Raw genomic sequence first — 7,507 nt, 5'->3', positions numbered from 1 at the left:
GACTGTGCCCCTGGAGGGACTCGAACCCCCAACCGTTTCCTTAGGACGGAACTGCTCTTCCATTGAGCTACAGAGGCTGGCCCGGCAAGTCTACCGGGGCGCGCGGCCCGGACACGGCGCGGCGCCGCCCGGAAGGATCCGGGCGGCGCCGCATGCGCGCGTGGCGACGTGTTACTGCTGCAGGGCGAGGGCGAAGCGCACGCCCTCCTGCGTCACCTGTGCGTCGAGCACCTTGTCGTCGAGCTCCTCGGCGGCGGGCTGCTCGAGGAACACCCGGGCCTCGCCGTTCTCGACGACCGTGTCACCCTGCTCGGGCGACGGGGCGAGCGTGAGCGCGTAGCCCTCGGCCGATGCGCTCGTGCCCTGGATGCGGAGCCCCGCGGTCGAGGCGTCCGGCGTCTGAGAGACGATCGTGCGAACCGCGTCTGCGGCATTCTCGGTAAGCGTGAGCATCTGGCTCTCCTTCCCTCGGGACCGGCCACGATTCCGAGAATCGACGCCGATTGCAAGGCTCGCCCGCGACACCCAGGGGATACACACCGGGCACTGCAGAAGCGTCGAGGTACAAGAGAAAGCGTCGCCCCGCCGGCATAGCCGAGGGGACGACGCTTCGCGAGGAAGAACTCAGTTGGCGGCTTCGTACGCCTCGATGATCGCGGCGGGAACGCGGCCGCGCTCGGAGACGGTGTATCCGTTCTTCTTCGCCCATTCGCGCACGGGGCCGTAATCGGTCTGACCGTTGCGGCGGCGGCCGCGCGGCGAAGCCGAGGCCGAGGTTCCCGACGACATGCGACGGGCGGCCGAGATGTACTTGTCGAAGTCGTCTCGCAATGCCTGCGCGTTATCCGCAGTCAGGTCGATCTCGTAGCTCTTGCCGTCGAGCGAGAAGAGAACGGTCTCACCTTCGCCGGGTTCGAGGAGGGTGCCGTCGAGGTCGTCGACGAGCTGGTGAACGATTTTCCGGGCCATGGCGCGATGATAGCGCGCTAAAGAGAGATATTTCAGGGAAGCAACTGCCCATAAGGCACACCGGAGAAAGCGGAATCGTGCGCGCCGACTTTCTGCTATGGCAGCAGCCCCCATTTGCGCGCCCGCGCCACCGCGGCATGACGAGTCGAGGCATCCAGTTTCGCCATCGCCGCACTCAGATATGCCTTCACGGTTCCCTCCCGCAGGCCCAGCAGTTCTCCGATCTGCGCATTCGTCTCGCCGAGCGCCGCGCGCGCGAGAACGTCTATCTCGCGCGGCGACAGACGCACCTCCGGAATGGGCTCGGTGCGCGGCGCCTCGGCGAATCCGGAAAGCGCGGCGAGACGTCGTTCGACATCGGCCAGGCGGGACCGGATCGCGGCATCGTCGATCGACGCGGCGATCGCCCGCAGTTCGGCGTAGCTCTCCCGCAGCTCTTCGCGATGGCTGGGGGAGAGGAGGTCGGAGGGGGCGGCGGGGGTGTCCTCGAGGCGCCGTCGTGCCTCGTCGCGACGCGCGAGCTCGGTCGCCAGCTCCTCGGCGACCCGGACGGCGGGCGCGGCCGCGACGCCGCCGATGCTCGAACGACTCCAGGCACCGCCGTAGAGCACGCCGCGCGCCTTGCCGGAGACGATGACCGGAGCGGCCATCAGGGTGCCGATGCCCTCGCCCAGGATGTAGACGTCGTAGTCGTGCGTGATCTGACGCGCGGTGCGGTAGTCACCGGTCATCCTCGGGCGGAGCTCCACCATCGCGCGCCCGCCCAGCCCGCGCTCGGGGCGCACCGTCAGGCCCTCCAGAGCATCGGTGTGGTTGCCGACGAACGCCGTCATGCGCGCCACGCCGTTCTCGATCAGGCCGCCGAAAGCGACGGGGAACCGGGTGCGCCGGGCGAGTTCGCGCACCGCGTCACCGACGAGCCGGCGGTCGTCCGCGATGTCCTGCTGCAGGGTCAACAGGGGTACCTACTTTCGGGGGTGACGGCCCCTTTGCCGTCTTTCGTAGCGTCGAAGCTATCACCGGCCGTGCGCCCGCGCATGGCCGTGCGCCTCGGAGCGAAGGAGCTCCGCGGTTCTCGACATGTGGCAAGGAGGCCTCGTGACAGACACGCCCCCCGGTGCATCCACCAGAGGACGCATCGACTACATCGCGGAGGAGAACTCGCCGCGATTCCGCGAATTGAAGCGCACGCACCGCTCATTCGTGTTCCCGCTCTCCGCATTCTTCCTCGTGTGGTACTTCGTGTATGTCCTGCTCGCGGGATTCGCGAAGGACTTCATGTCGCAGCCGGTCATCGGCGACATCAATGTGGGACTGCTGATCGGCCTCGGTCAGTTCGTGACGACCTTCGGCATCACCCTCTGGTACGTGTCGTTCGCGAACAACAAGCTCGACCCCAAGTCGGCGGCCATCCGTGAGGACCTCGAGAACCAGGAGGCACGCGCGTGAACGCCGTCTTCGCATCGGCGGATACCGCCGCGCAGAACAATCCGGTCCTGAACATCACGATCTTCGGGATCTTCGTCGCGGTGACGATCTTCATCGTCATTCGCGCCTCTCGGAACAACAAGACCGCCGCCGACTTCTATGCGGGCGGACGGTCGTTCTCGGGAACGCAGAACGGTTTCGCGATCGCGGGCGACTATCTGTCTGCCGCGTCCTTCCTCGGCATCTGCGGCGCCATCGCCGTGTATGGATACGACGGATTCCTCTACTCGATCGGATTCCTCGTGGCGTGGCTCGTGGCGCTGCTGCTCGTCGCCGAGCTGATGCGCAACACCGGCAAGTACACGATGGCGGACGTGCTGTCGTTCCGCCTCCGGCAGCGTCCCGTGCGCATGGCCGCGGCGATCAGCACGCTCGTCGTGTGCTTCTTCTATCTGCTCGCGCAGATGGCGGGAGCCGGCGGCCTCGTGGCCCTGCTGCTCGGCGTGACCGACTCGATCGGCACGGCCGCGGTCGTGACGGTCGTGGGTGTGCTCATGGTCGGCTACGTGCTGATCGGCGGCATGAAGGGCACCACCTGGGTGCAGATCGTCAAGGCGTTCCTGCTTATCGGCGGCGCGGTCGTGATGACCATCTGGGTGCTCGCGATCCAGGGCGTGGATCTGTTCGCCGCCGCGATCGACGCGTCGCAGACCCAGACGTACCCCGAGACCGCGAAGGCGCTCGAGGACGCCATCAAGGGCGGCGCCTCGGTGCTCGACCCGGGCCTGCAGTACAAGAACCCGATCGACTTCCTGTCGCTGGGTCTCGCACTCGTGCTCGGCACCGCGGGTCTGCCGCACGTGCTGATGCGCTTCTACACGGTGCCCACCGCCAAGGAGGCGCGCAAGTCGGTCGTCTGGGCGATCATGCTGATCGGCCTGTTCTACCTGCTGACGCTCGTGCTCGGCTTCGGTGCGGCGGGCCTGGTGGGCTCGGGCACGATCCTCGCGGCGCCGGGCGGCGTGAACTCGGCCGCGCCGCTGCTGGCGCAGGCGCTCGGCGGACCGGTGCTGATGGGGATCATCTCGGCGGTCGCGTTCGCGACGATCCTCGCGGTCGTCGCCGGCCTGACGATCACGGCCGCTGCCTCGTTCTCGCACGACATCTTCAACGGCGTCATCAAGCGGGGCGCCGCCACGGAGCGGGAGGAGCGCAAGGTCGCGAACATCACGATCCTCGTGATCGGCGCGCTGGCGATCGTCGGCGGCATCGCCGTGCTGGGCCAGAACGTCGCGTTCCTCGTCGCGCTCGCGTTCGCGATCGCGGCGTCGGCGAACCTTCCGACGATCCTGTACTCGCTGTTCTGGCGCGGCTTCACCACCCGCGGCGCCGTGTGGAGCATGTACGGCGGTCTGCTGTGCGCGATCGTGCTGATCGTGCTCTCGCCCGTGTTCTTCGGCGGCCCCACCAGCGTGCTGAAGACCGGCGAGGGAACGGCGATCTTCCCGCTCAGCAACCCGGGCATCATCTCGATCCCCGTCGGCTTCCTGCTCGGCTGGATCGGATCGATCACGTCCAAGAAGGGCTCGGAGGATCCGAAGCTCGCCGCCGAGATGGAGGTGCGCTCGCTCACGGGTCACGGCGCGGAGAAGGCGGTGCAGCACTGACCGCGCACCGCTGAACGACGAGCACGGCGCCGAGCGCCGGCCCGGGGCGGCCTACTCGCCTCCGGACCGGCGCTCGGTCGTCTTCGCGGGGGAGTGCCGATTCACGATGCCCACACGCCGCTCGAGCCGCGGCGGTGGCTGCCGACGAGATGCGTGTCGACGATGCCGACGGCCTCCATCAGCGCGAACATCGTCGTGGGCCCCACGAACCGGAACCCGCGGCGCTTCAACTCCTTGGACAGCGCGATCGATTCGGGCGTCGACGACGGGATCTCGGCGTACGAGCGCGGGGCGGGTGTCACGTCCGGGCGGAAGCTCCACACGAGTTCGGCGAGCCCGCCGCCGTCGCCCACGGTGCCGCGCAGCGCGATCGTCGCGCGCGCGTTGCCGATCGTCGCGAGGATCTTCGCGCGGTTGCGCACGATGCCGGCATCCGCCATCAGCCGCTCGACGTCGGCGTCGTCGTACTCCGCCACGATGTCGGGGTCGAAGTCTGCGAACGCCGCGCGGAAGGCCGGCCGCTTGCGCAGGATCGTCGCCCACGACAGGCCCGACTGGAAGCCCTCGAGGCTGAGGCGCTCGAAGAGCCCCTGCTCGTCGCGAATTGGCATCCCCCATTCGGTGTCGTAGTACGCCTGCAGCAGGGGGTCGCGCGCGGCCCACAGCGGACGCGCCAGGCCGTCGGAACCGGTGACGAGTTCAGGGGAGGGGTCGGTGTCGGTCAAAAGTCGTCTCCGTTCGGGGGAAGGGGCGCGACCGGGATCGCGAAGCTCGGCGCAGCCCGCTTCTCGAGGTCGATCAGGTAGCGCTTGTTCTCGGGCCGCCCGCCGTACTCGCCGAGCGAGCCGTCGGATCGGATGACGCGGTGCACCGGGACGACGAGCGAGAACGGCGTCGTGCGGCAGGCCGTGCCGACCGCCCGGTGCGCGCGGGCCCGCCCGGCGCGCTCGGCGATCTCGCCGTAGCTCGCGGTCTCGCCGTAGGGGATCCGGCAGACCTCCTGCAGGGCGTCGCGGCCGAAGCCGCGCGTCAGGCTCCAGTCGAGCGCGACGTCGAACGACTCGCGCTCACCGTCGAAGTACTCCTCCAGCTGCGCGAACAGCGCGCCGCCCGATCCGGGCACGTGGTCGGGCACCACGCCGTGCTCCCGCGCGAGCATCTCCAACACCCAGCGGTCGGTGTCATCCGCCACGTGCAGCGCGAGCACCGCGGCGTCGGAGAAGACGGCCGTCACGAGACCGAGGGGCGTCGCGGCGAGGTCGTAGCGCAGGGTCACGCCCCCATCCTGACGGCTGTCGCCGACACCGGTGCCGTCCTCGGCGCCCCGGGGGAGGAGGTCGGCACGTGAGGCGGGGTGTGGACGAGGCTCCACACGCCCGGAGAGCGGGAGGGCGTCCGCCACGCCAATCCGGCGAAACTCCGCGTCACCCGCGCATCATTACCATCGCCCGCACCTACCCTGACTCACGTGTGGCGGACAGAAGGCAGCGCCGCGATGGATCGCATCGTGGCGGATGACACGGGGACCATCGTGACCCCGACCGATCTCGGCGTGGCCGAGCCGGGGGTCGTGGTCGCGCACGTCGCGGACCCCGAGCGGGAACGGCTGCGCGCCGTGGCGGCGGACCTCGGGGGCCCGTCACCGCTGCTCCACTTCCCGTTCGAGACCGGCCGCGCGCCCGGAGCCGAGGCCGCGGCCGCCGGCATCGACATCACCAAGGCGCACCCCGGCAGCCTGCCGCAGTTCATCACGGGCAAGTCCACGCTGCTGTCGAACCTGTTCCGCGACGAGGTCGCCCTGCGCACCGCGCGCATCGCCGCCGAGCGGATCACGACGAAGCACCTCGAGCTGCGCACCGTGCGTGGCATCGACGCCGTCCGTCTCGCGGTCGGCATGGCCGTGTGGCGCGTGGCCGACGAGGAGTTCGCGGCGCCCGTCCTGCTGCGCCCGCTCGCGATCCGCCGCCACCACACCGACTTCGAGCTGAAGCTGCACGGCCAGTTCCGCGTGAACCCCGAGCTCGTGCGCGCCGCCCGAGATCACTTCGGCATCGACCTCGACGGCGACGCGCTCGCGGCGCTCGCGTACGGCGAGGGCGTGTTCAAGCCCCAGCCCGTGATCGACCACCTGCGCGCCGCGCTCGCGCACGTCGACACGTTCTCCGTCCGGCCCCGCCTCATCGTGTCGACCTTCGCCGACGTGGGCGGCGCCATGGCGCGCGACTGCGTGCGCCTCGACCACCCGCTGCTGAACGCGCTGGCGGGCCACCCCGAGGACCTCGCCGCGCTCGCCGCGGACGTCACGCCCGCCGCGGTGCCGAACCCGGACGAGCGCGCGCCCGCGGCCGACACGCTGCTGCTCGACGCGGACGCCGAGCAGGAGAGCGTGCTGGCGCGGATCGCCGCGGGCGAATCGCTCGTCGTCCACACCCTTCCCGGAACGGGCGGCACGCAGACCGTCATCAACGCGGTCGGCTCGCTCGTGCGCGCCGGCAAGCGCGTGCTCGTCGTCAGCGCGCGCCGCTCGACGCTCGACGGTGTGCGCCACCGGCTGGCGGGCATCGGACTGGACGGACTCGCCGTCTCGCCGTCCGACCTGCGCCGCGATCTCATCCGCGCGATCGGCCGCAACGAGAAGGCCGAGCAGCCGAAGGTCGCCGAGATCGACGACGCGCTCGTGCGCCTGCGCACGGTGCTGCGCGACTACCGCCGCGCGCTCACGCGCACGCACGACAGGCTCGGCGTCTCGGTGCTCGACGCGACCCGCGCGCTCACCAAGCTCGCGTCGCTGCCCGAGCCGCCGTCGACCTCTGCCCGTCTCGGCATCCGCGCCCTCGAGGCGCTCGCCGGCGACCGCACCTCGGCGAGCAAGACGCTCGCGCTCGCCGCACGGCTCGGCGAGTTCAAGGTCGGGCCCGACGACTCGCCCTGGTACGGCGTCACGTTCGCCACGACCGAGGAGGCGCGCCGCGCCCACGAGCAGGCCGGCAAGCTGCACCACAAGAGCGTGCCCGAGCTGCTCGAGCGCGGATATGAGCTGATCGCTCAGACGCGCATGCGCCCGTTCACGACGATCGACGAGCTCGGCGAGTTCCTGCGGCTGCTGCACGGCATCCGCGACTCGCTCGACCGGTTCAGCCCGACCGTGTTCGAGCGGCCGCTGGCCGACATGATCCGCGCGTACGGTCCGCGTCGCGACGCGCAGCTGACGGGCGCCGCGCGCCGGCGCCTCAAGAAGCTCGCCAAGGAGTACCTGCGCCCGGGAGTGCACCTCGCGGACATGCACGAGGCGCTCGTGCGCATCCAGCACCAGCGCGCGCAGTGGCAGAAGCTCGTGGACGTCGGGACGATCCCGGACATCCCGCTGGGCCTCGCCGACGTGCAGGTCGAGTGGCAGCGCGTCGAGGCCGAGCTGGCGGATCTGGATCGCGCCCTCGGCCGCG

7 protein-coding genes, 1 tRNA gene and 1 pseudogene are annotated in these 7,507 nt (G+C 70.2%); 3 read left to right on the top strand and 6 right to left on the bottom strand.

Features of this window, described 5'->3' with window-relative positions; translation table 11 throughout:
- Positions 1-5: 5 nt before the first annotated feature.
- From RIF89_RS09180 to RIF89_RS09165, 4 genes are all read right to left on the bottom strand, one after another.
- Positions 6-77 (bottom strand) — tRNA-Arg (locus tag RIF89_RS09180).
- Positions 78-171: 94 nt separating this feature from the next.
- The gene (locus RIF89_RS09175; protein WP_309068817.1) at positions 172-453 is read right to left on the bottom strand and encodes a Fe-S cluster assembly protein HesB; all 282 of its coding nucleotides are present in this window, start codon (positions 451-453) and stop codon (positions 172-174) included.
- A 171-nt stretch (positions 454-624) separates the two neighbouring features.
- Positions 625-969 carry an Lsr2 family protein gene (locus RIF89_RS09170; RefSeq protein WP_309068816.1) on the bottom strand — a complete coding sequence of 115 codons (345 nt, stop codon included), beginning with the start codon at positions 967-969 and terminating at the stop codon, positions 625-627.
- 95 nt (positions 970-1,064) lie between these two features.
- Complete coding sequence (locus tag RIF89_RS09165) at positions 1,065-1,925, bottom strand: LuxR C-terminal-related transcriptional regulator (protein ID WP_309068815.1); 861 nt, start codon at positions 1,923-1,925, stop codon at positions 1,065-1,067.
- A gap of 142 nt (positions 1,926-2,067) precedes the next feature.
- Here RIF89_RS09165 and RIF89_RS09160 point away from each other — a divergent pair, with 142 nt between their 5' ends.
- Both RIF89_RS09160 and RIF89_RS09155 read left to right on the top strand, forming a co-directional pair.
- Complete coding sequence (locus tag RIF89_RS09160; RefSeq protein WP_375294459.1) at positions 2,068-2,418, top strand: DUF485 domain-containing protein; 351 nt, start codon at positions 2,068-2,070, stop codon at positions 2,416-2,418.
- Positions 2,415-4,064 carry a cation acetate symporter gene (locus tag RIF89_RS09155; RefSeq protein ID WP_309068813.1) on the top strand — a complete coding sequence of 550 codons (1,650 nt, stop codon included), beginning with the start codon at positions 2,415-2,417 and terminating at the stop codon, positions 4,062-4,064. The genes RIF89_RS09160 and RIF89_RS09155 overlap by 4 nt, the downstream gene beginning before the upstream one ends.
- Positions 4,065-4,165: 101 nt before the next feature.
- Here RIF89_RS09155 and RIF89_RS09150 read toward each other — a convergent pair whose 3' ends face one another.
- Both RIF89_RS09150 and RIF89_RS09145 read right to left on the bottom strand, forming a co-directional pair.
- The gene (locus tag RIF89_RS09150; RefSeq protein WP_309068812.1) at positions 4,166-4,789 is read right to left on the bottom strand and encodes a DNA-3-methyladenine glycosylase I; all 624 of its coding nucleotides are present in this window, start codon (positions 4,787-4,789) and stop codon (positions 4,166-4,168) included.
- On the bottom strand, positions 4,786-5,340 hold the full coding sequence (locus RIF89_RS09145) for a methylated-DNA--[protein]-cysteine S-methyltransferase (protein ID WP_309068811.1): 555 nt from the start codon (positions 5,338-5,340) through the stop codon (positions 4,786-4,788). Before RIF89_RS09145 ends, RIF89_RS09150 begins: the two co-directional genes overlap by 4 nt.
- Positions 5,341-5,559: 219 nt before the next feature.
- On the opposite strand from RIF89_RS09145, the pseudogene RIF89_RS09140 reads away from it, so the two are divergent.
- Positions 5,560-7,507: pseudogene (locus RIF89_RS09140) on the top strand (AAA family ATPase); the annotation flags it as partial.

Source organism: Microbacterium sp., from assembly GCF_031178525.1.
In the GTDB taxonomy this organism is placed as follows: Bacteria; Actinomycetota; Actinomycetes; order Actinomycetales; family Microbacteriaceae; genus Microbacterium.
The sequence above is the reverse complement of the archived record's forward strand: the minus strand, read 5'-3'. Positions and strand labels throughout refer to the sequence as shown.

What these genes read in the sequence shown, in the direction of transcription:
- RIF89_RS09175 (WP_309068817.1), bottom strand. Translation starts at nt 453, where the DNA reads ATGCTCACGCTTACCGAGAATGCCGCAGACGCGGTTCGCACGATCGTC.
- RIF89_RS09170 (WP_309068816.1), bottom strand. Translation starts at nt 969, where the DNA reads ATGGCCCGGAAAATCGTTCACCAGCTCGTCGACGACCTCGACGGCACC.